Here is a 611-nt window from a genome sequence, read left to right on the forward strand (position 1 = left end):
GGAGTTTCAAACGCTTGTGGGGGATAGCCGATGGCGCAGACCGTTTGCACGGAGCTGATTGCCGCCAGAACAGGCCAAAGTCTGCGCTGGCGATTTCCGCGGTAGCAGTTTGCGCTTTCGCGATGGTTGGCATGGTGGATGTTTGGGGTGATCTGGATCGCTTTGACGCCGCCTTGTCAGACGCGGCTGCGATGGATCTTCGTCGGCGTCGCGTTGCGGATCAAAGCGTGGCGAGCAAGGCGCGCTGTTCGGTCCAGTCGGACGGCAGGCTGTGCTGCTTGCCCCAGTCGGATGTGAACCCGATCGGTTGGCGTCCGTCCAGCACATCGCGGACGATGTCCGGTGCCAGGAACGCCAGATCGATCATCTGCTGGATGCGTCGCTTCGAGGTTCCCTCGCGGTCCGCGATCTCGGCGAAGGTCTGGCCCGCCTTGATCTGCGTGAACCAGTGATGCGCCATCGCGATGTTGCGCAGGAGCGTGTCGTCGCGCGGGCTCGGCGCATCCGCCAGGATGAGCCTGGTCTCGACACCGCGTTTCCGGATCTGGAACGGCACGGTGAGGATGAGTGCTGCGGGATCCACGTCATCGGCAACGATCTGAAGCGCGGTG

1 pseudogene is annotated in these 611 nt (G+C 63.2%); it reads right to left on the minus strand.

Annotated features, from left to right (window positions below):
* Positions 1–220: 220 nt before the first annotated feature.
* Positions 221–611, minus strand: a pseudogene (locus ACOI1H_RS26110) (recombinase family protein); the annotation flags it as partial.

This window comes from Loktanella sp. DJP18, assembly GCF_049310965.1.
Taxonomy (GTDB): domain Bacteria; phylum Pseudomonadota; class Alphaproteobacteria; order Rhodobacterales; family Rhodobacteraceae; genus Loktanella.